General features: G+C 46.1%; 20 protein-coding genes and 1 tRNA gene. 10 read left to right on the plus strand and 11 right to left on the minus strand.

Translation table 11 applies throughout. The features are described 5' to 3' along the window. The first annotated feature begins 3 nt into the window (after positions 1 to 3). The 4 genes from recN (at position 4) to ABH09_RS07295 (ending at position 4720) form a co-directional block, all read left to right on the plus strand. Entirely contained in the window at positions 4 to 1695 is a 1692-nt protein-coding gene (recN, locus tag ABH09_RS07280; RefSeq protein ID WP_253713903.1) for a DNA repair protein RecN, read from the plus strand. A gap of 6 nt (positions 1696 to 1701) precedes the next feature. Then, the gene (locus tag ABH09_RS07285; protein ID WP_162663680.1) at positions 1702 to 2502 is read left to right on the plus strand and encodes a hypothetical protein; all 801 of its coding nucleotides are present in this window, start codon (positions 1702 to 1704) and stop codon (positions 2500 to 2502) included. Between the two features lie 66 nt (positions 2503 to 2568). After that, positions 2569 to 3762, plus strand: coding sequence for an HD domain-containing protein (locus ABH09_RS07290; RefSeq protein WP_253713904.1), 1194 nt, complete (start codon positions 2569 to 2571; stop codon positions 3760 to 3762). A 391-nt stretch (positions 3763 to 4153) separates the two neighbouring features. Beyond that, complete coding sequence (locus ABH09_RS07295; RefSeq protein WP_253713905.1) at positions 4154 to 4720, plus strand: cyclic nucleotide-binding domain-containing protein; 567 nt, start codon at positions 4154 to 4156, stop codon at positions 4718 to 4720. Here the strand turns inward: ABH09_RS07295 and ABH09_RS07300 are convergent. The 10 genes from ABH09_RS07300 to ABH09_RS07345 all read right to left on the minus strand — a co-directional run bounded on the left by ABH09_RS07300 (position 4700) and on the right by ABH09_RS07345 (position 15304). Beyond that, a complete protein-coding gene (locus tag ABH09_RS07300) occupies positions 4700 to 5965 on the minus strand; it encodes an acyl-CoA reductase (protein ID WP_253713906.1) in 1266 nt (421 codons plus the stop codon). The two genes, ABH09_RS07295 and ABH09_RS07300, sit on opposite strands and share 21 nt — an antisense overlap. Before the next feature lie 5 nt (positions 5966 to 5970). Continuing rightward, a complete protein-coding gene (locus ABH09_RS07305) occupies positions 5971 to 7044 on the minus strand; it encodes a LuxE/PaaK family acyltransferase (RefSeq protein ID WP_253713907.1) in 1074 nt (357 codons plus the stop codon). A gap of 24 nt (positions 7045 to 7068) precedes the next feature. Continuing rightward, entirely contained in the window at positions 7069 to 8685 is a 1617-nt protein-coding gene (locus tag ABH09_RS07310) for an ATP-binding protein (protein ID WP_253713908.1), read from the minus strand. A gap of 36 nt (positions 8686 to 8721) precedes the next feature. Beyond that, positions 8722 to 9417, minus strand: a complete 696-nt coding sequence (locus tag ABH09_RS07315) for an MBL fold metallo-hydrolase (protein ID WP_253713909.1) — start codon at positions 9415 to 9417, stop codon at positions 8722 to 8724. Further along, positions 9418 to 9654 (minus strand): acyl carrier protein, encoded by a 237-nt coding sequence (locus ABH09_RS07320; RefSeq protein ID WP_006188701.1) that lies wholly within the window; start codon positions 9652 to 9654, stop codon positions 9418 to 9420. A gap of 44 nt (positions 9655 to 9698) precedes the next feature. Then, on the minus strand, positions 9699 to 10976 hold the full coding sequence (locus tag ABH09_RS07325; RefSeq protein WP_253713910.1) for a hypothetical protein: 1278 nt from the start codon (positions 10974 to 10976) through the stop codon (positions 9699 to 9701). A gap of 289 nt (positions 10977 to 11265) precedes the next feature. Continuing rightward, entirely contained in the window at positions 11266 to 12564 is a 1299-nt protein-coding gene (locus ABH09_RS07330) for an acetyl-CoA hydrolase/transferase family protein (protein ID WP_162663687.1), read from the minus strand. Positions 12565 to 12694: 130 nt separating this feature from the next. Continuing rightward, positions 12695 to 13429: a 3-hydroxyacyl-ACP dehydratase FabZ family protein gene (locus ABH09_RS07335; protein ID WP_253713911.1), complete on the minus strand. Its 735-nt coding sequence runs from the start codon at positions 13427 to 13429 to the stop codon at positions 12695 to 12697. Next, on the minus strand, positions 13419 to 13703 hold the full coding sequence (locus ABH09_RS07340; protein WP_016517772.1) for a NifU family protein: 285 nt from the start codon (positions 13701 to 13703) through the stop codon (positions 13419 to 13421). Before ABH09_RS07340 ends, ABH09_RS07335 begins: the two co-directional genes overlap by 11 nt. A gap of 209 nt (positions 13704 to 13912) precedes the next feature. Beyond that, positions 13913 to 15304, minus strand: coding sequence for a hypothetical protein (locus ABH09_RS07345; protein WP_253713912.1), 1392 nt, complete (start codon positions 15302 to 15304; stop codon positions 13913 to 13915). Positions 15305 to 16251: 947 nt separating this feature from the next. Between ABH09_RS07345 and ABH09_RS07350 the strand changes: the two genes are divergently transcribed. The 5 genes from ABH09_RS07350 (at position 16252) to ABH09_RS07370 (ending at position 23136) form a co-directional block, all read left to right on the plus strand. Continuing rightward, positions 16252 to 17703, plus strand: a complete 1452-nt coding sequence (locus ABH09_RS07350; RefSeq protein WP_006188709.1) for a 4-hydroxyphenylacetate 3-hydroxylase family protein — start codon at positions 16252 to 16254, stop codon at positions 17701 to 17703. A 166-nt stretch (positions 17704 to 17869) separates the two neighbouring features. Further along, positions 17870 to 19345: a hypothetical protein gene (locus ABH09_RS07355; RefSeq protein WP_253713913.1), complete on the plus strand. Its 1476-nt coding sequence runs from the start codon at positions 17870 to 17872 to the stop codon at positions 19343 to 19345. A gap of 37 nt (positions 19346 to 19382) precedes the next feature. Next, complete coding sequence (locus ABH09_RS07360) at positions 19383 to 19721, plus strand: ferrous iron transport protein A (RefSeq protein ID WP_253713914.1); 339 nt, start codon at positions 19383 to 19385, stop codon at positions 19719 to 19721. Then, positions 19718 to 20830 (plus strand): 4-hydroxybutyrate dehydrogenase, encoded by a 1113-nt coding sequence (locus ABH09_RS07365; protein ID WP_253713915.1) that lies wholly within the window; start codon positions 19718 to 19720, stop codon positions 20828 to 20830. The genes ABH09_RS07360 and ABH09_RS07365 overlap by 4 nt, the downstream gene beginning before the upstream one ends. A gap of 125 nt (positions 20831 to 20955) precedes the next feature. Next, positions 20956 to 23136: a hypothetical protein gene (locus tag ABH09_RS07370; protein WP_253713916.1), complete on the plus strand. Its 2181-nt coding sequence runs from the start codon at positions 20956 to 20958 to the stop codon at positions 23134 to 23136. Between the two features lie 167 nt (positions 23137 to 23303). Here ABH09_RS07370 and ABH09_RS07375 read toward each other — a convergent pair. Further along, positions 23304 to 23377, minus strand: a tRNA-Val gene (locus ABH09_RS07375). An 82-nt stretch (positions 23378 to 23459) separates the two neighbouring features. Here ABH09_RS07375 and ABH09_RS07380 point away from each other — a divergent pair. After that, a complete protein-coding gene (locus ABH09_RS07380) occupies positions 23460 to 24386 on the plus strand; it encodes a ribonuclease Z (RefSeq protein ID WP_253713917.1) in 927 nt (308 codons plus the stop codon). Positions 24387 to 24395 lie beyond the last annotated feature (9 nt).

Raw genomic sequence — 24395 nt, forward strand, 5'->3', positions numbered from 1 at the left:
GATATGCTCGAAACCATTTCGGTAAAAAATATTGCGCTTATCGACGAGCTTTCTCTCGATTTTAACGCTCATTTGAATGTGCTGTCGGGAGAAACAGGAGCCGGAAAATCAATTTTGATCGGAGCGCTCAGCTTTTTACTCGGCGGGAAGGTTACCGCGGATATTATCCGCACGGGCGCTGCCGAAGCGGCGGTGTCCGGTACATTCTACCTTGCGAATACCCATCCCGAAGCCGCCGCATGGCTTGACGAGCGCGGCATAGAACCGGAAAACAATCGGATATTGTTGCGACGCACACTGAAAGAAAACGGCCGCGGCGGTATTTGGATTCAAGACACGCAAGTATCCCGTGCCGAACTTGAAGAATTCACCTCCTTTTTAGTTGATATCCACGGTCAGCATGACCATCAATCTCTTTTTAAAACAGCGGAACACCGCCGGTTTTTGGATTCCTACGCAGGAATCCTTGATGAGGTACGGGCATTCAGCCTTCTTTATACCCGCCTCGCCGAAATAAAAGCAAAGCTGGAAACGATCGGCCGTTCCGAAAAAGAGCGTACCGAACGGACAGACTATCTTGCATTCGTCATCGATGAAATCGACAATGCACGGTTACAACCGGACGAGGACGAGGTGCTTGAGGCGGAAGAAACAAAGCTCTGCCAGTACGAAAAACTGTATGAGCAGGTTGAGACGCTGCAAAACCTCTGTACACAAGAACAGGGCATTGTACCGCAGCTTAAAAAACTACAGCATATCTCCGACAGCGTTGCCGCTATCGATCCCGCCGTTCACGAATATGCCGAGCGGATAGAAAACGCCTACTACGAAATGCAGGATATCGGCGAATTTTTCAGCTCGTATCTTTCAAAACTCGTATTTGATCCCGACCGGTTGGAACAGGTGCAAGAGCGGCTTTCCCTTATCAATAAGCTCAAAAAAAAATACGGTGCAACCATCAAGGATATCCTCGCCTATCGGGAATCCGCACACACGGAGCTGGACTCTCTCGACGAAAGCGAGCAGGATAAAACCGCTCTGGAAAAAGAAGTCCCCGCGCTTGAAGCAAAACTGTTTGCAGCCGGTACCGCCCTGTCGCAAAAGCGGAAAGCTGCCGCAGCGGATCTTCAACAGAACATTCAAACTACCCTCACCCGCCTCGGTATGCCCAAGGTGGTATTTACCGTGCAGGTTACGGCAGCCGAACCGAATGGAAATAAGCAGACTGCCGGTCTCTACGGGTTTGACTCGGTGGAATTTTTAATCAGCACCAATCCGGGAGAGCCGGTCAAACCGCTCAACAAAATAGCGTCGGGTGGTGAACTTTCGCGCGTCATGCTGGCGCTGAAAACCGTTCTAACCGCTGCCGATGAAGCGGATACCCTGGTATTTGATGAAATCGATACCGGCATCGGTGGAGAGGTCGCCCGCACCGTTGCAGAACATCTGAAAAGATTGTCCGACAATAAACAGATATTATGCATTACACACCTTGCGGTTATTGCCGCCGCTGCCGATACTCATATTAAGATACTGAAAATACAATCCGAACATACAAGCCGCACATCGGCGCAGCAAATAGACGGAGAAGCCCGTATTGAAGAAATTGCACGGATGCTCGCAGGCGATGAGGTGAGTGCCGCTTCACGTATTCATGCAAAAGAGCTATTATCAAGGCAAGGAAGCATAGGATAACACGATATGGATAGTCCACAGCAAGGTACCAATATATACGAAGAACAACTCCGTTACTATCAAGAGGAAATTAATCAAATACTCAAACAGGAAAAAGCGATGACCGAGCTTACCGCAAGAGACCCTGAAGGCAGTATGTATAAAAAAATCATGCTTGTCGACGAGTTGATATATATGGTAACGCTCTATTTAGCACAATATCAAATAGCAGTTTCTTTTTTAGGTAAAAAAAATGAAACGCTGCTCAACGAAGCGCGAAAGGCCATATATAAGGTCATTATCAATCTTGAAGAAATTGTTTCAAACTTTATCGACGCTCCTTTTTCCGACTATGAAGAAAAAGTACGCAAGATTGAACACGTACCCCAAAAACAGCGGTTTTATTTAATCAGAAAATTAGGCTTGGTGATAGATCTCGTCATTCGAGCATACAGCGATAATACCAAATGGAAGTGGTCGTTTGTAGAACTCCAAGGACGATACGCAACAGTTGCTAAAAATATCCTCGATTTAAAGGATACTGCAGAAACAGGCTTTGATCCCCGTTCTCCCGACTACGAAAGTACGATGTTCCACCTTAAACTGGTAAAAAAACTATTACTGCAAGCAGCCGATCAATACCGTGCACGCTACGAAACGGCGACTTCCAGTATAGAAGATTTCAGGCTTGCCATTCAGTATTTGGAAGCTGCACGGCGTATGCACATTTTGCTGAACGAACGAAGCGCAGCGGAAGAAGTAAAACGGCAAATTGGAATATGGTCCGATAAGATGGAAAAAGATTTACAGAAGCGGAAAAAAGCATAGGGCATCTTGAAAAAATTTGCCGGATTTTCGGAGGCTCCCTATAACGCAGGCGAAAGAGGAATAACAATGTTCACGAAAGAAATAGTATTCAAACTCTTTGAAGCATTTTCCATTCAGCGGTGGAACGATTTAGTCCGCCCCTTCGATATTGTCGAAATGGACAAGACGGCGGAAAAAATGTTCCTCAGTTTTATCATCGGTAAATATGAAGAAAAGAACGGAAGAACGGTCAATTGGCTTACCATCATTAACCATTCGTTCTTTGAACTGCTGCGCCGCATCGCACTCTGCGATATGAAATCTCCGGTGCAGCGCATTATCCGCTCGGAATATCCCGAAGAATATAAAAAACTGAATCGCTGGGTACTTGATAAATACAAGACAATTATCACCGATCCGCTTTTTCTTGATGAGTTTGCATCCTACCTTTTTGACCCGGCTGACCCTACGGATATAAGTTTTCGAGTGCTGCGCGCTGCACATAAATATTCGGCCATACGAGAACTCGATATGATCCGCATGGTGAACGAACCTTTCCGGCTGACTGAAATCGACAAATGCTTGGAGGCAGACATCGCCGATTTTATGGACTTAACAGGTTTGCAGCTTTTGGTGACACGACAGCAACCGTATTATTTTATTACGGAGATCGAAAAGCTACGGTTCCAAACCCGCTGGAACCAAACGCCGCGGGTACCGGCAACGACAGTACTCGGGCATTCGTACTTTGTTGCCGCGCTGGTTTTCTTAATGAGCCGCACGCTCGAGCTGGCGCCGCACCGGCTTGCGATGAACTTTTTTGCAGCGCTGTTCCACGACTTACCGGAAGCGGTTACCCGCGATATTATTTCTCCGGTAAAGCAGGCAACCGATCGGCTACCCGAAGTGGTTAAGCATATTGAAGATGAAATCGTCGCGAAGGAATTGCTCCCGTTGATGGACGACTTTTACCGCGAAGAGGTACTGTACTTTATTCAAGATGAATTTGAAAACCGGATTAAACTGGACGGAGAAACCCGCTGCATAACAAGCGAAGAGCTAAATACAACATACGCGGCGCCTGAGTTCTGCGGGATTGACGGTAAACTGATCCGTGCAGCAGATCACATCGCAGCCTTTGTAGAAGCCGACAGCTCCATCAACTTCGGCATCCGCTCCGAACAGCTGGAAGAAGGCAGGGCAAATATCCTGCACCACTACGGAAAAAACACCGTCATCAACGGCTTTTCCCTAGAAAGCTTTTTTGCATCATACCGTTAATCGTTCGTGCGAAATTTTGAACAAAATTTCGCACAGTTTATTTAGTTTAGGAGAAGGGTAATTGCTTCAGACAGATAGATCAAAATCGCAGAATAATATAGGTTGTGAGACCATTTGAACCATCTTCAACTGTTGTACATCCATGTACAACAGTTGAAGGCGAGTTTCGTGCGTGCACAAAACATCGCTGCTGCATGGAACCACCGCCATCCGTGGCGGTTCTGCAGTGTAAGCCTTTTGAAAATAGATGGTGTAGATACAAGGAGTTAGGCAAAAAAGTACCGCAGGCGTATCTTTGATACGTTGAGGACACTTTTTTGCCGTGCGACGCAGTAGATGCGCCGTATATTTTCAAAAGTGTCTGATGCAATTACCCTATGGAGTAGAGAAGATGAATATTGTAGAAATCCCATTACCGCTGTTGCGGAATGAACTTTCGGCTGTGTCGTTTTTATCTTGCATTGCCGAAGAAGAGCTCGGAGCGCTCGCTCAGTTTTCTCAGCTTTGCGCATTTGACGAAGGAGAGGTACTGATTGCGGAAGGCACGATAAATGCCAATTTTTATATCTTGATGAGCGGATCCCTTGATGTGATAAAACAAGGAAAATGGAATAAGCAGGTACATGTTGCAACATTGAAAGATCACGCTTCAGTCGGCGAGTCGGCACTTCTGGAGGATGAACTCAGTACCGCAACGGTCCGCGCTGCCGAAGACACGATTGTGTTGATCCTTTCTCGCAGTCAGTTCAAAAAATATATTAACGCCTATCCCAAGGCGGGTTTGGTGATGATGACCTATATCGTCTTCAGCCTGTTGCAAAAGCTGCGCAGTGCAAGCGAAGAGCTCGCCGACGAACGCAGTATGGAATTTGCACAGGAATATTTAACCGCGATGGTTGATATGTTCCAAGAGACTGGAAAAGACGGAAGCTCCGGCTTAGACGATGAGGCGCGATAATTCCGCGATTAAATCTTTACCGTCCCATATTGTATCCATTTCCATCGCCTGCCCTAACGCGGCAATTCGGTCGATACCTGACGCACGGCGCTGCGCAAAAAACCGAGCAAGTCCTTCCCGCCGGTAGCCTTCCGCACAAAGCGTTTGCACCTTGAACGAGAGCAGCGGCAGTAATTCTTCCTTAGCGCGAATTTCGGTTTCAAAGAAAAAGCCGAATGTTCCCCGCAGCGTCTCCACCGCATTGGCAGGCAGCTTTGCCAAAGTCGCAACATATAAAAGATTCCCCGCATACTGTTTGACAGAGATTTTCTCCGGCAAGGTCATCGCCGCAAGACACAGCTGCTCGTATTTCCGCGCCGCCTGATAGGCGCCGAATCGGTACGCCGATTGAGTTTCCGCCGCAACCTTTTCCCACCAGCGGAGACGCACTGTAGAATCACCTCCATCGTTTCCCCACACAACAAGGTGCGGGGCGGAACAGGCATTTTGATCCATCAAATACGTATCGTTGTAAAACCGGTGTGCCCATGCGGCGAGTGTTTCTTCATCCGCTTGGGAAAACGCCGCTTGACTGAACAGCGCAAACGACCATCGGTCGGGGAATACCAGTTCAACCGCATGGGGCGGAAGCGGAAGCGCACGCATGCGGCGTATCGTTTCGTCCCCGCCCCACACTACCCGCGCATCGCAATCGGCCGTATAGGCAGCGGTTATCGCGTCATCCCTGCCATAGCTGATAAACGATGTCCGCCGTTTTATTGGTTCAAACTCCGGGCGATCCAGCACCCGGCCGATGCAGGCGCAGAGCAATGTGCTGATTTCGCCGCCCCGCTCCGACAGCCGTACGATGTTTGCGTTCCCTGCAAGCAGCCCGATTGTATATGAATAGGCAAACATCGTCGAAACGTTTGAAGGCGCAATGTGGAACGCAAGCCCCCGCCCGAGCCGCGGAAAAGGCGAAGCATGGCGCTTAGCCAAGGCTTCAAGATGCGCCCTACGGCACCAGAAGCCGAATGCGGCAATCTCCGGTATGGAATGCAATTCCGATGCGCCGATTTCAGCCGACACCGCAGCAAGGAACTCCATTGTCTCCGGTGAAAACACGGGATACGGTTCCCTTTCCGGCTGCAAAACACCTGCCAACAATGTTACGGCGGCTTTTTTATCACTGCTTGGATCAGTAATTTGCCTGCTTATTACGGCGCTTTGCGGCGATATGATAACTTCATCGGTTTTCGTTTGCATGGGCATCATCCTTCATACGTGTCGCTGCATCCCCTTATCTCCGCGCGCGGGATACGTCCGGTAATGGAAAAATACTTACCGAGCCGCCCGCAGGGACAGTCATCCTCTCCCAACAGCACACCGGTATCCTCAGTCAACAGCGAATGCCCCGGGTACGATCCGGGCAGCGGCGACAGCACCTGCACAATCCCCTGCTCCCCGATGCCGCACACACTGAAATCCTTTGCTCGCCTAAAAAGCACGTCAGACCAAATGCTTGCGTGCAAATGCCCCTCAGGGCATTCCATATAAATACAACCGGTCTGTTCCGCCATACCGTAATAGTTGCTGATACGCGCAATGCCGGTCGCAGCGGTTATTCGCGCTTTAAACTCTTCCGGAGAAACAGCCTCGTTAATGAGGTTCTTCCAGCCGCCGCCGTGTATCAGTATCCCGTTCGGAATATCGAGGCGTATCTTTTTTTCTTCAAGAACACGGATTACGTGTTTATAGATGATAAAGGTGAAACCGAAGGCGAGCACCGGCTCATTCGCATGTTCGGCAAGAAAATTTTGAACAGCCGGAATATTCAGCTCCATATTTTCGTCAAGCGCGTAACAGGTACGGGAGGCCAGCAAAGAAAAGCCCAAAATACCGGCTCCTCGTGCCGAAAACATCTTCCTATCCCGCAGCGTTTTTTTCGTATCAAATACTAAATAGGGAATCCTGTTTTCACTGGCAAAATCGGCAATAATCCGGTACAGCACCTGTTGCTGATTCGCCGCCGTTTCCGCATCCAAATAAATCTGCGAAACACGCTGACCGGTTGTTCCCGATGAGGTGAGCGTTTTAAACACTGCTTCTTCGGGAACACTCTTGAGTGGAAGCTCCTTAAAAACCGACACCGGCAGCATCGGTGCCGTCTCCGCCGAAAAAGCAGCATTCTCCGGAATACCTAAGGCTTTTAACAGCCGTCCATACGGCTCACAATGGTTACGGTGAAAGGCCGTCCGCTCCGTCAGCAGCTCAGTGTACGCCGCCGCTTTTTCTTGATGCGTCAATGAATACGGTTTCAGCTGTATGAATTCATCTATGGTCATGATAGTTAACATGTTTCCTATAATTCAGCATACACGCCACTCCTTAATCGTCCTCGTCTTTTCATCAAAAGAGCTTCCGATGAGCACAATCTTCTTACCATCCACCTGATATTTTGCTGCATATTCTTTCTCTTTTATCTGATTGAGTGCATCTTCCGCACTGCCGTTACCGGTGAGCTTAAACTCGAAGAGGTAGATACTATCTGCAGTAGTAACCACGCAGTCAGCTCGTCCGGTACTACAATGCACCTCGGTCTGTACAAACTGCCCCATCAGCGCAAAGACCAAATACACTGCCGTTTGATAGTTTTGTTCCCGCAGCTTCATGTTTTCTTCAGTGAAGTTATCATACGGTATACCTGCTATGATCGATCTCATCCGTTCCATAAAAGAGTCAACTTTCCCCTCACGGATGTCTTGTACAAACTGCCATACCGACTTGCCTGTATCACCGAGCGGTAAACTTGAATATGCAGGCAGTAGATTCTCTAAAAAGCCGTATCGTACTTCATCATTCGGAAAGCCGAGCTTATACAGCCGCGCTTCTTTGATATACCCTATAATCGTCAAATACCCTGATTGAAACAGAATGGGTAATGCATTTTCTGTCACTGCACGATACGTGTCCAACCCCGATTCATTGAGTTCAACCTTGCCATCCAAATCCGGAATAAAATAATGAGCCTCTTTTAAGTAATTGACTAAAAAGGTCGGTGTTCCCGTACTGAACCAATAGCTGCCGAAATCTTTCGCCTTAAATGCACTTAAAAGACTGAAGGGGTTATACACATTCACACCGGCTTTTGCAAAAAGATACCCGTCATACTGCTTCTTCAAGGCTGCAAGCGTTTTACTTCTCGTCAAACCTTCTGCTATACTCAATGCTTCTATCTCCGGCTCAAAGTTCTGCTCAAGTTCCTGTTCAGTAATGCCGCATATTCCTGCATAATCATTGCGCAGGCTGATATCTTCAAGATTGTTCAAGTCGCTGAAAATACTGATTTTACTGAACTTGGTAACACCGGTTAAAAAAGCAAAGCGGATATATTGATCGCAGGTTTTGATTACGGAGTAAAATGCTTTAAGGGTATTGCGATAGTGTTCGTTCAGTTCTTCATTTACACCCATGGTTTGCAGCAAGGGTTTGTCGTACTCGTCTACAAGGATGACTACTTGCTTACCGGTTTGTTGATAAACAATTTTCAAGAACTTTTCAAAGCGTGAGGCAAAAAACGGCTGTTCTTCTTTCGAGGGCGAAATACCATATACAGATTCCTCTGCACATAACATAATATGCAGCCGCTCATTTAAAGCACCGGAATCGGTGTATTTTCCGACATTAAAATCCAGATACAATACCGGATATACTTCCCATGCTGCCCGTTGTTCGAACCTCGCTTGTTCTTCCTCGGCTTTTTCAAGATACAGGTCTTTAAACAGTTCTTTTTGGCCGAGAAAATATGCAGCCAATGTCGAAAGAAATAAGCTTTTCCCAAATCGGCGCGGGCGACTGAGAAAATAGACCTTTCCGTTATTTACCAGTCGAAAAAGGTATTCCGTTTTATCAACATAGAGGAAATTTTTTTCCCGCAAATCTTTAAAACTCTGTATGCCGATCGGCAGTTTTCGTAAAAAGTTCATACCGGTATTATAGCATGGTTATTGCCGTTCCGCAATTTATACCGGTATTAACCCCTCGCACGAATCAACCGGCATAGCAAGCCTATAATCCTTGCCGTGCCCGGGGTAAATATGAATACCGACCGGTAATGTTGCTAAGAAGGGTTCCGTGATTTCGTGATAGTCTTTTTCGCTGCCGCCGGGAAGCCGCAAAATCACCTCCCTGCCCGGCAACAAATAATCACCCGAAAAAAAGATATCGTCATCAAGAAAAATACCGACACTGCCTGCGGTATGCCCGGGCAACGGCACAAAGCGGAACGTATGCTCGCGCCAGTCCAACGTACAGGCCTCGCTATATGTTTTATCTGCAGGGCGGCACACAAACGGGGTATAAGACACACCCGACTTGCCGAAAAAGGTGAGATACACCTCCATCATCCGCGACATATTGAGCCGCGCATTCTGCATCCCGACATTACACTGCTCGCTCGCCATTACCTGCGCATCGGGAAAACGCTCCCTCATCGGCTCCAATCCCGCCGTATGATCGCAGTGCTCATGCGTTAAAAGTATCCATTCAGGCCGTAAGCCTTTTTGTTCCAGCACCGAAAGCGGCCCCGCAGGATCGTTCGGATCAATCACCACGCAGGGAGCGACCTCGTTCCCGTGTCTTTCTTTATGTTCGTATATAATATAGCAGTTGCTTTCGGCCAGAGGCTCCGTCCACACCGAAATCGCTATGGCAGACACTTAAATCTCTACACCGTATTTCGCCAGAATCGTTTTGCCTTTCTCGTAAGTTGAAAATTCCAAAACATCCAGCGTACTTAAATTAATTCCGAACGTTTCTTCGATAAGGCCTACCAAATCCATGTGCCCAACCGAATCCCATTCTTTCAAACCGCGGTACTTTAATCCGGGTAAATCCTCTTTTTTAACCGGAAAATTCTGTAAAAAAATGCGGTCATATTTTTCAAGATTTGTCATTTTCATCTCCTCTATAAGTCCGTGTGTATTTTGCTTCGTATAAACTATTTCATAATTAAACGATTTATACGAGATATGTCGGTTATTTTATAAGCTATAAGATATCCGATAATTGTACATAAATTAGTTAAGATAAAAGCGATAACGATCATATTATAATAAGATAAACGCAGAGAAAAAATAATAAACGGTATGAAAAAAATATAGACAATACCTGTTTCGACAAAAACAGTATTAATAAATTTATTTCTTAATTGCATTTCTGCGCGTAAAAAAGATACGAGAGAATCCGTCAATAGTAAAAAAATAATAGTTTTTAAATAAAATTGAAATATCCGACTATTATCAGATAATCCATAAATATTCACTATATTCGTTAGGAAAATACGTATTATAACATAAATAAATAAAATAAAGATTGAATTTAATAGAATAGAATAAAGCTTTTCTTTAAGCGAGGTATTTCCTAAAATGACAGCAGTTCTATAGGTGCTGACAGGTATTACGGAAATAAGGTTATTAAATTCAAATATAATACTAAATTGAAGAATAACAGGCATAGTGTAAGCAGAATCGGAATGAGCTAATACCATTCCGTATACAATTGCCATCCCTATTTTTAATAGTACAATTCTTGAAAATTCCTTATAGATATTATTTTTTGATTTATTAACTAAAGCCATTTGAATACGCCGATTTCTATGGAGTAAATTTATCCGCAAGCTAATTATATAGCCGACACTTGTTACTATCGTTACTAATAACGTAGCAAAAAAACAGCCGATGTATCCAAAGATGTTTAAAAACCAGTAATCAAGAATATAATTGATAAAAATACTGATAAACGAAATAATTAAAACGATATATCCTTTTTTTTTAAAATGTAGTAATGATGTCGTACTTAATTGCAGCCAACGGAATGGAATAGTAACGGTAATTATAATCAATACGAAAAAAAACTCTTGAAATGGCATATTTAATTTTTTATTCATTTGGAGTGTAAAAAATAAAACCATTGAAACGATAGCAGAAATACATCCAATAATTATGCCGCAATAACAAGAAAACGGGATTAAACTATTTTGAATAGCGCCGGAACGGTAATGCGAAACAGTAACTAAGCACGTTGGAATTACTGATAGAGCAATAATAAAATCGAAAATAGAAATTTGTGAGAAAAAAGAAAGAAGAACGATTGTATTCGGGAAATTACGTAAAAAATACAAATCGGTTTGAGTCAAAATACGAGAAAAGCTGAGGGATATAAGCATAGGAAAAAATATTTTTCCCCATTCGAATACTTTTATCTCTTTAAGAAACAAGATATATCTTCTCCCTGATTGCATTCTCCAATACCATTTGTATATATTATTATTGGGCATCTTTCAAAAACTTGGTTAGATCTTTAGAAGATGCTCCATCAGCAAAGCCGATACCGAGGGTAAAAAGCGGATAGCCTTTACTCTCCAAAAAGCAGGCTGTCCTAGTAAACCTGTTCAAAAACTTCCGTTTCGGAACAGGTTACTTTGAAATGCGATATTCACGCATCGCGCTATCTGTGCGATGCGTGAACTCATCGGCCTGTTTGGCAGCGCAGTTATCGCACCATGCCTAGTATTTGCAGTTAAAGCGCTTTTCGAATTCAGCTTTTAATTCTTCGCGGAAATCGGGATGCGCAATTGCAATCAGATTATGCGCACGCTGCTTTAATGTCAAGCCTTTCAGCGCGGCAATGCCGTATTCGGTAACGACATAGTCCACATCATTGCGGCTTGTAGTAACGGCAGCGCCTTCATCCAACAGCGGAACGATCTTCGAAATCTTGCCCTTTACCGTTGCCGGCATTGCCATAATCGAAACACCGCCCTTGCTTGCGGATGCGCCGCGCACAAAGTCAACCTGTCCGCCGACGCCGGAGAACTGCTTAAGTCCGATGGTTTCGGAAGCGACCTGTCCCATCAAATCTACCTGTACGCAGGAGTTAATCGAAATCAGACAATCATTCTGTGCAACGATGAACGGGTTATTCACATAGTCAACCGGACGCATATCGACATCGGGATTATGATTGACAAAATCATACAGCCTTTTGGTACCCATCAAGAAGTTGACGATAAACTTTCCGGGATGCAGCGTCTTTTTCTTGTTGGTAATAACACCCGCTTCTGCAAGTTCGACTACGCCGTCCGAGAACATTTCGGAGTGGATACCCAAATCTTTTTTACCTTTAAGGAACAACAGGACGGCGTCGGGAATAGCGCCGATACCGAGCTGGAGAGTTGCTCCGTCGGGAATAAGCGAGGCGCAATGCTCTCCGATTGCTCTTTCTATATCACCGATCTTAGGCGGCGGCAATTCAATCAACGGTTCATTGTGTTCGACAATAAAGTCGAGGTCTTGTACCGAAACGAGACTGTTCGGGCCTGTCCACGGCATTTCCTTATTGACCTGCGCGATAACGGTTTTTGCCTGTTTTACCGCTTCCTGTGTGTAATCGACGGATACGCCGAGTGAGCACATACCGTTCTCATCAGGCGGGCTGACGGTTACCATTGCCACATCGACCGGTAAGGTTGTTCTGAACAGCCGGGGAATTTCAAAAAAGAAGCACGGCGTATAATCCGCACGTCCTGCAGCAACTGCCTCGCGTGTGCTTCCGCCGACAAACAGCGCATTGTGCCGAAAGTTTTCGGCATATTCAGGCTGGCAATACTTACCGCCGCCCATTGCAACCATGTGAACGATTTCGACATTTTTATATGCCGCAGCGTTATCCACCATTGCATTCACCAAGTGAGCAGGTTCACCGCAGGCATGGCCGATCACAACGCGGTTTCCCGACTTAATGTGCTTGACAGCCTCTGCAGCAGTTGTCAAATGCTCCTGATAATACTTCTTCCAATCAGACATACGATACTCCTTTCCATACATTTTTTATGTTTTGAAATACGTTCGTGCGCTGCACAAACGTATTTCAAAACCCGTTAAGAGTGCTCGGAAACTGCGATTCCCGAGTCTTTCTTTAAAAACATCCGTTCCCTTACCGCATGGCAAGGGTTACTTCGGCATCGGCGGCTAAATCACCGTCCGAAAAGATTTGGCCGCGGCAGCTCACCCAGCCCAATTCCGCCCGTTCTTCTAAAAGCGTACTGTAGATTTCGAGCGTATCGCCCAAAAGAATTTTCTTGCGGAAGTTCGCTTTTTTAATTCCCATAAAGAGCGGGGTTTTACCGGCATACCGATCGAGCGTTAACAGCAAAATGTCCGCCGCCTGAGCAATCGCTTCAACGGCGCACACTCCCGGAAATATCGGATTATCGGGAAAGTGCCCTTTTAACAAACTCAACTCAGGCGTAACGGAAAAGGACGCCTTAACTTCCTTACCGGGAACAAGCGTAGAGACCGTGTCGATAAACAGCATCGGCGGCCGCTGCGGCAGTATTTCCAACACTTGCTCATGGGTTAACGAACGCTCCTCTTGTTTCGCACACGCTTCCGCACAAACTTCTTTAATAAAATCCCGTGCCGGTAAAAGGTCTTCCCAGCCGCCGATTTTAAACAAGCGGCCTGCCGGTACGGAAATATCATCGCGTTTTGCACAATCGGTTGGGCAGCCCGCAACGATAAGCGCGGCCGGATAGGGAGTTCCCGGCTGCGCCGTTACGAACTCAACCTCCGGCACCAGCGTTTCAAGGCGGCGAATAACGGCAACCCGGTCGTACCGGTTGTTACATCCGCCGCAATAACGCACACCGATCGAAATCTTATCCGCCATGGCGTTGTTTTAAAATGGATCGAGCCTCATCCAACAAACTCTGGCTCACTTCATTTATTAAAACGGCTTGTTTTACTTCCGGCATGTGTTCCATCAGCTCTGTTTGAATAAGATTCTCGGTGGTAAAATCGGCAGCGGGACAGCCCGCACAATGCCCGTGCAATTTGAACTTAACTACACCGTCCGTAAAATCCACTACCTGCATATCGCCGCCGTGAGCTCTCAACAGCGGTCGCACATAAGTATCCAATGTCTTTTCCAGTTCCTCGTACATGCAGGCATCTCCTTTTGCCAATAAAATTTTTTCTATATAATAGCCGATTATTTCGTTCGATTTACCTTGGAATGGAACTTAATCGGCTGCATAGAGGCTGTCCCAAAAGTCAGTTATTCTCAAGACAGCCTCGTACTATTCATCCATACGGAGAGCTTAATGCTCGCCGTTTCCCAGCAACGTTCTACGTTGTACGTTGAGGACGATAATTAGTTTTCCGCCTTTTCGGCCTGCTTTGCAGCTTCTTTTTTGTTCGAATCATAGAGCAGTGCAAAAAGAACAAGACCGACGACGAGCCCCCATGCGGCGCCGCGCATTGCCAAAACAGCGCCCATAACACCGCAAATACCGCGTTCAATATTGGTTTTGCACATATTCATCGCAAGCTGCGTACAAATATATCCTTGTACGATCAGCGTTAACGAAAGCGCAAGCGGCAAAGACGGCTGCAACAGAGAAGAAATAGGCAGCAGCGCAACGGCTACGAATGTCGAAAGACGGAACGTACCGAAACCGCTATAAATTGATTCCATCGCTTTCGGACTTTCCTTATAACGCTGAGAAACTGCTGCGGTAACAGCTGCCCACAGCGGGCCGCACATTTGCGTATACGGACAGGTCATTGACATTGCCACATTACGAATACCGCTAACGAGGTTCGACCGGTTTGCGTTAAAGTCGATCTTTTCATCCTGCCGAACTTCATCGGCTTCTCTGATGAGTGCTTCCGAAGTAACAAAGTCGCCGAATGCGATGATATACGTAACAATCGCTACGGGAATGGCAGCAGCCCAAACTTTCATACTCGGCCATCCGATTGCGAATGGAGAAAGCTGATTCCAAATATCCGCAAAATCGGGCACTTTAATAAGCGGCCACCATTGTACATGAGGAATAGCAAATTCGCCGGCGAGCGGGCCCACTACGACACCAATTAAAATTGCAGGCAGCATACCGAATTTACCGATTGAATCGATGAGTTTATTCTTCCTACGCATATCCGCCCAAATCGGGCTGAATAAACAAAAATACGCCACGATAATTCCGATAGTGATGGAAATGGGATATTTATCAAAACGGCCGGTAGCCTTAAATTCACCTAAAACAGCCGCAATACCGCCGCCCATCAAAACACCGGCTTTTACGGAATTCGGCACGACTTTAACCATCTTACCGCCCAAACCGGTGATGCCGAATACCAAAAAGATAAGTCCGAGACACATCTGCACGGCAATCAAGGCTTGAGTCCGCTCCGGTCCCATTACATAGCCGTTAGTTAAAAAAGCCGTAATCAGCGGGATTGCGGGTGTAACCCATCCCGGAACGACCGGATCGCCGAGTAATACATGCAGCGTATAGAAGAAGCCGTTGATGATAACCATCGATAACGCTACTTCATAGCTGACACCCAAGACTTCGGTTAATACCGGAATAGCTCCCAAACAGGTCGCGCACATAAAGAGCGCCTGAAACATCTCCGGAAAAGACCACGCATAGTGAATGAAAGGTAACCGAATCTTAAACGGTCCCGCCGGCCAATACGCTTGCTCACCGCCGTACTCACGATAGCGGCTTTTAAACTGCATTTGCGCATCTGTCATAAAAATCCCCCTTAAAGCCTTTCTTAAATCAAGACTTTATCATTTACCGCACTGGTCATTCAACACTACTGCGGCCTATATAGTTATTATATAAGCAATATCTATGCCAATCTCTCCTTTTGCAAATAGATGACGCATCTACTTCGTTGCTGCGCACAAATTAATCCTCAACGTATCAAAGATACGCCTGCGGTTAATTTGTGCTCGCGCCTCGTATCTGCATCATCTATTTGCAAAAGGCTTACGGAAAGCCGTCCACGGATGAACGGGAAATAAAACAAGAGCGATGTTTTTGCTGTGCAAAAACTCGATGTCAGCAAATGTACACGGATGTACATTTGCTGACATCGATAATTATCATATTTTAAAAAAAGCGGCTTTTTAGCATTTCCGTGGGGTTCACCAGCAACAGTACAAATAGTCTAAATGTAAGCTATATCTAACTTTACAAATTACACTTCGCTCAATATTTTGGTTCATTTATAAACCGGTTTGTTTGGTTGGCTCATAAATGTACCAATATCGATATAGTCAATACAAAACATCGGGGTTTACAGAGGGACGGAGCATCAAACTCAACGCACAGTTTTCCGGTAAAAGAACAAACATATCAGGCAGATGATGTAGATAAAAATCCTAGAATAAGAGACTGTAATTTTGGAAGCAGTTTTTCCATTAGCCTTTTAAAAATAGGCGAGATAGATACGAGGCATGAACAAAAATTACCCACAGGCGTGCTTTTGCACGTCGAGGATTAATTTTTATGAAATAACGAAGTAGATACTCGCATATTTTTAAAAGAACAGGTTGAACAGCCCATAATTATTCTGCGGAGATTAAAAAAAATGCATGATATGTTTGTTCTACATACGTTGGCATAAAAATTGCTTTACTATTAGTAAGGCGTCTATCCTGATAGACAAATAAACAAAGTAAGGAGTATGCACATGGCACTTATGACAGGCGAACAGTATGTTGAGAGTATGCGTAAACTGAATTTGCAGGTTTACATGTTCGGAAAGAAAGTTGACAATGTTGTCGACAATCCGATTCTTCGGCCGTCCCTGAACTCGGTGAAGGCTACCTATGATCTGGCTCAGATGCCGGAATATGAAGATTTAATGACCGTTAAATCTTCTTTGACCGGAAAGAAGATCAACCGCTTCACACATATTCACCAGAGTCCTGAGGATCTGATTAAAAAGGTAAAGATGCAGCGGCTTTGCGGACAAAAAACAGCGGCTTGCTTCCAGCGCTGTGTCGGTATGGATGCGTTTAACGCCGTTTACAGCACAACGTATGAGCTCGATGAAAAATATGGAACTCACTATCATGAAAACTTCAAAAAGTTTATTCAGCATGTTCAGGATGAAGACCTGACCGTAGACGGCGCAATGACCGACCCGAAAGGAGACCGCTCTTTGGCTCCTCATGCTCAAACCGATCCCGACTTATATCTCCATGTCGTAGAACGGAGAGCCGACGGTATCGTCGTTCGTGGTGCAAAAGCGCACCAAACCGGTTTTATCAATTCACACGAAGTTATCGTTATGCCGACCATCGCAATGGGCGAAGACGACAAAGACTATGCAGTAGCCTTTGCCTGTCCGACCGATGCGAAAGGTATCTTCATGATTGTTGGACGCCAAAGCTGCGACACCAGAAAGCTGGAAGGTTCCGAAATCGATGTCGGTAACTCCACCTACGGCGGAACCGAAGCTTTGGTTATCTTCGATAACGTATTTATTCCGAACGATCACATCTTCCTGAACGGAGAATTTGAATTTGCCGGTATGCTGGTTGAACGCTTTGCAGGATATCACCGCCAGTCCTACGGCGGATGCAAGGTCGGTGTCGGCGACGTTCTTATCGGTGCGGCGGCAGTTGCGGCAGACTACAACGGCGCGCAGAAAGCTTCTCACGTTAAAGATAAGCTGATTGAAATGACCCACCTGAACGAAACGCTGTACTGTTGCGGTATCGCATGTTCGGCCGAAGGTACCAAGACCAAATCCGGTAACTACCTTATCGACCTGCTGCTTGCCAACGTCTGTAAGCAGAATGTTACCCGCTTCCCGTATGAAATTGCACGCCTTGCAGAAGACATCGCAGGCGGCTTGATGGTAACCGCTCCGGCAGAATCCGATCTGCGCGATCCCAAACTCGGCCCGTATGTTGTCAAATACTTGCAGGGTGTTGCCTCCGTTTCTACCGAAAACCGCTTACGCATTCTCCGCTTGATCGAAAACCTGACCCTCGGCAGTGCCGCAGTCGGTTACCGCACAGAGTCCATGCACGGCGCCGGTTCTCCGCAGGCACAGCGCATCATGATCTCTCGCCAAGGTAACCTTGCAATGAAGAAAAAGCTTGCAAAGGATATCGCGAAGATTAAAGAGTAATTATTCTTCCTTAATTTAAGGAACGGATAGTACGAGATAAGGCAGGGCCAATAACCCTGCCTTTTTTTAAAAATGATTTACCAAACTGTTACCCACATACAACAGTGCAGCTCTAAAAACCGGGTCTTCTTTTAGAAGCTACCGAAATAACTGAAGGAGGAAATATATGAGTGACCAACTCGCAACTGCAAAGCAGCCGGAGCACTTCAATGAAGGAAAATTTCCTTTAAAGAAGAGAGAATTCGGCGGCGTACAGCCGTACATTCCGCTCGGCCCGTTCAATTTACGTATTCCGCTGATCCATCACGAATGGTCGTGGACGGAAATGCTCGCGGCATTCTTTCTCGGCGTCGCCTGCCTCGGCGCAGGAACCGCTACCACAATGACGACTTTCGGGTTTGATAACCCCGAAAACATCGCCGCACTGGGGATGACGGAGAACAGCGTCTTTTTGATGTCGCTGACATTCGGCGTACTAAACGCTATTTGTTATTATCTGCCGTCATTATTGGGCGACCCCGTTGTACCCGGATGGATTACCCCCGCGCTCCCGCTTACATTAAAGTATTTGGCGCAATGGGAACTGCCTAACTACGCAACAGGAAATGTTGACCGCGTTTATGCAATGATTGCTTTGCAAATGATTGTAGCGCTTTTCTTTTTAATCATGGGTGTAACCGGTATCGGACGTAAACTGGTCGATACGGTACCGCGTTCCATTAAAGCGGGTATCGTATTGGGCGCCGGTGTTACCGCAGGTATCAACGTATTCCAATCCCGTATGCCCAAAGCGCCGATTACCGTTGTCATAGCGGTATTGATGTCCTACTTCTTCTTGTTTAACTCGACCTTTGCAAAGGCCGCCGCAAAGAACAAGACATTGGATACGCTCCGCAACCAAGGCGTTGTTCCGGCACAAGTGTTCGCCATCGTATTGGCGCCGTTCCTTATCAAAGAAATAGCCGTGCCGAATATTCAATGGGGCTTTACACCGCTTTCTTTCGGTTTTGTGCTTGAACACTTCACCATTTTCGGCTTAGGATTGCCGGCTGCAAAATTCTTTATGGCAGCATTGCCGATGGCGCTTACCGTCTATATTATTGCGTTCTCCGACTTCGTTCTTGCAAAAGAAATTGTTACCGAGGCAACCGCTACCCGCGATGATGAAACCGTTATTTTCGATGCGGGACGATCAAATCTCGTGTCATTCCTGCGTAACGGCATCATGTCGCTCTTTGCACCGTGGGTTCCCATGTGCGGCCCACTTTGGGCATCGGGTCTGCTGACCATTACGGAACGCTACAAGAGAGGATACAAAACGCTGCATAGCTACTGGGATGGCGTCTGTACGTTCCGTGCCGCAACCGTTATTGCCGTTTTAATTCTTCCGCTCGTTACGCTTATCCGTCCGGCTTTCGCTATATTCTTCGGCATTACGATGGGCGTTCAGGCTTTTGCCTGCGGTAACGTCGGAATGACAATGTGTACCAACCGTAATGAAAGAGGTATCGCCTGCGTTATTGCTTCGGCGCTCTGCTTCTATACCCCCGGATGGGCACTACTTATCGGCATTATCCTGTGGGCTGTTATCGAAGGCACCGAGCTCTTTGCAAAAAAATCCGACGCTCAGAGTGCCGCATAACTCCGGCAACAAAATCGTTTAAAAGGATCGGTATGATATGATGACATTACAAGAAGCGCCCTGCGCCGTTTATACCGTCAAAAAAATAAACGGCTCGCGCGATCTTAAAAGACGGATGGAAAACATGGGTATTGCAGCCGGCGCGGATGTAGAAGTGATCGAACATACCGAAACCGTATGCCGGATTAAAACCGTTAAACGAGAAATAGAACTATCTGTTGAAGAAGCTGCCTGTATCGGCGTCGGAGAACAGTTTAAACGAAACGGAGACCCTGTTTTGTTCAGCTGCTGCTCTTACGGCCGTGCAGGCGACCTCTGGGATAGGGCAAACGAAATTAATGAAAACGTACAACAAAAAGGAGATGAAAGACCATGAAACAGCTTGCGGTAAAACCTGAAATTCATAAGTTTGAAACGGCGAAAGAATTTGCGGAAGCGTTCAAACTCGGAAAAGACGATCTTGTTATCACAAACGAGTATATCTACAAACCGTTTTTCGGCGCATTGAACCTGCCTTGCGCGACGCTTTTTCAAGAAAAATACGGTACGGGAGAACCTTCCGACGATATGGTTGAAGCTATGTACAAAGATGTACACGGCAGCTATAAGCGTATTATCGCAATCGGCGGCGGAACCGTCATCGACATTTCGAAGTTTTTCTCCTTAAAGCACACCTCGCCAGTGTTGGACTTATACGACGGAAAGCAAGAAATCGTAAAGGGCAAAGAACTGATTATCGTACCGACTACCTGCGGTACCGGATCGGAGGTAACCAATATCGCCGTACTCTCGCTGAATGCCCGCGGAACAAAAAAAGGCCTTGCGCACGATGCAATGTATGGCGACTATGCGGTGTTGATTCCCGAACTGCTGAAAGACTTGCCGTTCAAATTTTTTGCAACAAGTTCCATCGATGCATTGGTGCATTCCGTTGAATCATCGCTTTCACCCAAAGCAACGGAAAGCACAAAGCTGTTCGGATACAAAGCTATCGAGATGATTTTAAAAGGCTATAAAGAAATCGAGAAAAGCGGCCCCGATGCACGGCTTCCGCTGTTAAGTGATTTCTTGCTCGCCTCAAACTATGCAGGTATTGCATTTAGTATTGCAGGATGCGCAGCGGTTCACGCGATGAGCTATCCGGTCGGCGCAACCTTCCATGTCGCTCACGGTGAATCGAACTACGCGATGTTTACCGGCGTCTTGAAAAATTATCTTGAAATTAAAAAAGACGGCGAGATTGCAAAACTGAACCAATTTATGGCCGATATTCTCGGATGTGATACGGCACAAGTCTACGATGCGTTGGAAAAGCTGCTCAACTGTCTGCTCAAAAAGAAACCGCTGCACGAATACGGTATGAAAAAAGAGCAGATTGCCGAATTTGCCGACAACGTCATTGCAAATCAGCAGCGCCTTATGGCAAATAACTTTGTGTTCCTTGACAGAGACCGGCTGATTAAAATCTATACCGAATTATTTTAAAGTACGGGGAACGGGGATATCCGAAAAGTTGGTTACTTTTCGAATATCCCCGACATTAAAGCCCCTCTAAACACCTGTCATTGACATTTCAAGCGGAATCATCGAGAATATCTTCACGAGGTACTATGATACTACAAAAAAATACTGACCAACACCGTTGGAATTTTTCGCGCTTCGGCGGTGTTACACAGGTCATCTTGAAGGATGTAGATGATATCACGCATTTGTACGAACTTGATCAGAAATTATGGACAGTTTTGGCAATGCCAACTCAGGGGATATTTTTTGATCCTAAGACAATTTCGCTGCTTGATTATGATGGTGACGGATTCATCCGTCCACCTGAAATTCTCGCTACCGTTGAGTGGATTAATACTCAGCTTTCCGATATTTCTTTGTTGCTGGAGGAAGGAGATTCCGTACCACTTGAATTGATTAAGGATGAGACGCTTCGCGCCAGTGCTCGTTGGTTACTGGATCATATCAAAAAGAATGATGCACAAGAAATTTCGATAGCGGATATAGAAACACAAAAAAAATTTTTTGATGCACATATACCGGACTGTAATGCACCGATAGCAGCCGATGAATCGGATGATGAGAAGCTAAAACAGATCATCAATATTGCCATTGCCTCTTGTATTGCAAATGGTACACTTACAGACGGAGTTCAACAACGTATCCTGCAAGATTTAATGGCCGATGCGGAGGCATTTTTAGCATGGCAGATTTCTTTGAAAGAAGAAGGGATTCTGCCGCTTGATCTGGAACATACCCAAAAAGCCGCAGCGGCGCTCGCCGCTATAAAAGAAAAGGTGGAAGATTATTTTTTACGCTGTACATTAACCGAGTATGCACCAGACAAGGCTGCTGCCTTATCAGCAGACGAACAGGTATTCCAACAACTTGCAACCGAAAGTATTCATTACGATAATGAAGCGCTGTATGCATTACCCCTCGCCGCAGCAGCCGCTGATAACCCATTGCCCCTGACAAAAGGAATCAATCCTGCATGGAAAGCAAAACTACAAACCTTTGTAGAAGATACCGTTACACCGCTGCTCGGGCACAAAGAATGCATTACACAAGATGAGTTTGCCCTCATAGTGCAGAAACTGACACCGTATCAGGGACGTTTGAGCGGGAAACCTACTACACCGGCAGCGTTGCTCAGTGTTCCGTTCTTACAAGCGCTTATCAATGGCGAAAAACAAGGAGAAGTATCCTCGTTAATTCGATATGCATTAACGATAGAAAAAGAACGCGGAAATGTATCTAATTTGGAAAAACTCGTGCTCCTACGCCGCGATTTTGTTACGTTATTGAAAAACTATATCAGCTTCAGCGACTTTTATGAGGGTAAAGGTTCGGTTTTTCAAGCCGGCGTATTGTATTTTGATACACGTGCAGCAGACTTATGCTTTGAACTTAACGGAGATGCTCGCCATGCGACCTTGGATACGCTTTCCGGTGCCTATTTGGTATACTGCGATATCAGCCGCAAGGGAGAGACCACTAAAAAAATCGTTGCCTTGTTTACAAACGGTGATAGCGACAATATCGTAATCGGTCGAAACGGTATTTTCTACGACCGCGCCGGCAAGGATTGGAACGCAGTTGTTACAAAAGTCATTGCCAACCCAATCAGTGTCCGGCAGGCATTCTTCATGCCGTATAAGCAATTAGCTGCGATGATAGAAACGCAAATTGCAGCACGAGCTGCAGCAGGAGAAGCGAAATCAGCCGATTTGCTTTCCAAGACGGCTGCCACCGTCACAACCGCTGACAAGCAAGCTGTTGTCGGTACAGCCCCAGCGACTGCGGCACCGACAGCAGCCAAAAAACTCGACTTAGGAACCATTGCCTTGATCGGTACTGCATTAGGCGGTATTTCAGCCTTAATCGGCAGCATTCTGCAAGCATTATTCGGATTAGGATTTTGGGTTCCGCTCGGACTTATCGGTATTTTGCTCTGTATTTCCGGTCCGTCGATGATTTTAGCTTCGATGAAATTGCGGAAACGCAGTATTGCTCCGATTCTTGAAGCAAACGGCTGGGCGATAAATATCCGCACAAGAATTAATATTCCGTTCGGAACTCAGCTTACCCAACTCGCCGCTATTCCATTCGGCAGCATCGTGGTTCCCATCGATCCCTTTGCCGATAAGAAAAACGGGCGAAAAGCGGTGTTTATCATACTCGGAATCTTAATCGTCGGAACTGCTGCTTTCTGCTACTTAAAATTCGGTTTGCATTTCCGTTTTTCTGAAATATCGACTTATTTAAAAAATCTCAATAATAAATAAACAATCAGTATCCCCCGATGCTCTGCGTCGGGGGATAAAACTGTGCACGAGCCTATGCGCGTTCGCTTACGAAACAGGACGCAAAACAGCCGTATCTTTGTTCGGAATGCATCAGAAATATCAATACTGTATACCAATTATTCGATTAGACATTATGCGGTGGGATATGGGCAATGCTGGAATCGAACCAGCGACCCCAAGCGTGTCATGCTTGTACTCTAACCAACTGAGCTAATTGCCCGCATTCGATAAATAACAAAAAAGAGTTTATCTTATTTTACTATTTACGTCAAGTCCCAAAATAGGTATACTATTTTCCATCTATGAATCTTGAAGCATTTATCTTGGGCTGCGGGGGCATGATGCCTTTACCGTACCGTCATCTTACTTCGGTGCTGCTTCGCCGTGAGGGCGATTTATTTCTTTTTGATGCAGGCGAAGGCACGCAAGTTTCCCTACGCCGCCTCAACCTCCGATGGAAAAAAATCAATACCATCTTTATCAGTCATACCCATGCGGATCATGTAACGGGGTTGCCCGGCATTCTGATGTTATCGGCACAGGTTGACCGCGATGAGCCACTTTACATTATCGGCCCGCCGAGAATTAAAGAATACGTTGAAACAAGCCGGCAAGTTCTCGATATGTATATCAATTACGAAATCATTATCCAAGAAATTACCGAACCCGGCATTGTGTATAAAACCGATGAGTTTCAAGTGCGGGCATTCTGGCTTGAGCATACTAAGCCGTGTCTCGGCTATGTATTTGAGGAATTTCCCCGGCCGGGAGCCTTCGATCCCGAAGCAGCACGCAGGCTTAATGTCCCATGCGGACCGCTCTGGTCAAAGCTGCAGGCAGGAATGGCCGTAGAAGCGGCAGACGGTACTGTCGTAGAAAGCAGCCAAGTACTCGGACCGCCTCGAAACGGCAGAAAATTCGGATTTGTAACCGATACAAAATATCTCCCGAGCATCGCACCGGAGGTTGCCGGATCCGACTTCTTAGTCTGCGAATCCATGTTTGCAAAAGGAATGGAACAAGATGCCGCCGAAAAAAAACACATGACTTGTACTCAGGCAGCCCAAATTGCACGAGACGCTGCAGTAAAAAAAATGGCACTCATTCACTACAGCCCTCGTTATACGGATCATGACTTAAAGCAGCTTTTAAAAGACGCACAGGAAATATTCCCCAATACGGTGTTATCAAAAGACCGGATGGTAGAAACTATCGAATATACAGATTAAACACCGGAC

This window comes from Treponema sp. OMZ 803, from assembly GCF_024181165.1.
Lineage (GTDB): Bacteria > Spirochaetota > Spirochaetia > Treponematales > Treponemataceae > Treponema.